The sequence below is a fragment of the Enterococcus sp. S183_ASV_20 genome (assembly GCF_018919685.1).
Classification (GTDB): Bacteria; Bacillota; Bacilli; order Lactobacillales; family Enterococcaceae; genus Enterococcus; species Enterococcus faecalis.
The window spans coordinates 1-343 of sequence record NZ_JAHLRI010000193.1 but is presented as its reverse complement, the minus strand read 5'-3'; the positions used below and the strand labels follow the sequence as shown (position 1 = coordinate 343).

Sequence of the window (343 nt, the reverse complement as noted above, 5' to 3'; positions counted from 1 at the left end):
GATCAAGGCTGGGCTTATCAAATGAATGTCTATATACAAACATTAAAGGACAACAATATCTTTCAAAGTATGTCTCGAAAAGGAACCTGTTTAGATAATTCTCCTATGGAGAATTTCTTCAGTATCCTAAAACAAGAAGTGTACTATGGAAAAATCTATCAAAGTCAAAATGAATTGAGAGAAGCAATTGAGAACTACATTTATTATTACAATCATCACCGAATCAAGGAAAAACTTAACTGGAAAAGCCCAGTAGAATTTCGACAATTCAATCAAAAAACTGCATAAAAATAGAGTGGAAAAATCCACTCTATAAAAAGTCTAACTTTTTGGGGTCACTACA

Annotated in this window: 1 protein-coding gene; it reads left to right on the top strand. The window is 31.8% G+C overall.

Annotation, left to right across the window (positions count from 1 at the left end):
• Positions 1–288 (top strand): IS3 family transposase (locus KQI94_RS16385; protein WP_216454695.1); only part of this gene is annotated, 288 nt, incomplete at its 5' end.
• Between the last annotated feature and the right edge of the window lie 55 nt (positions 289–343).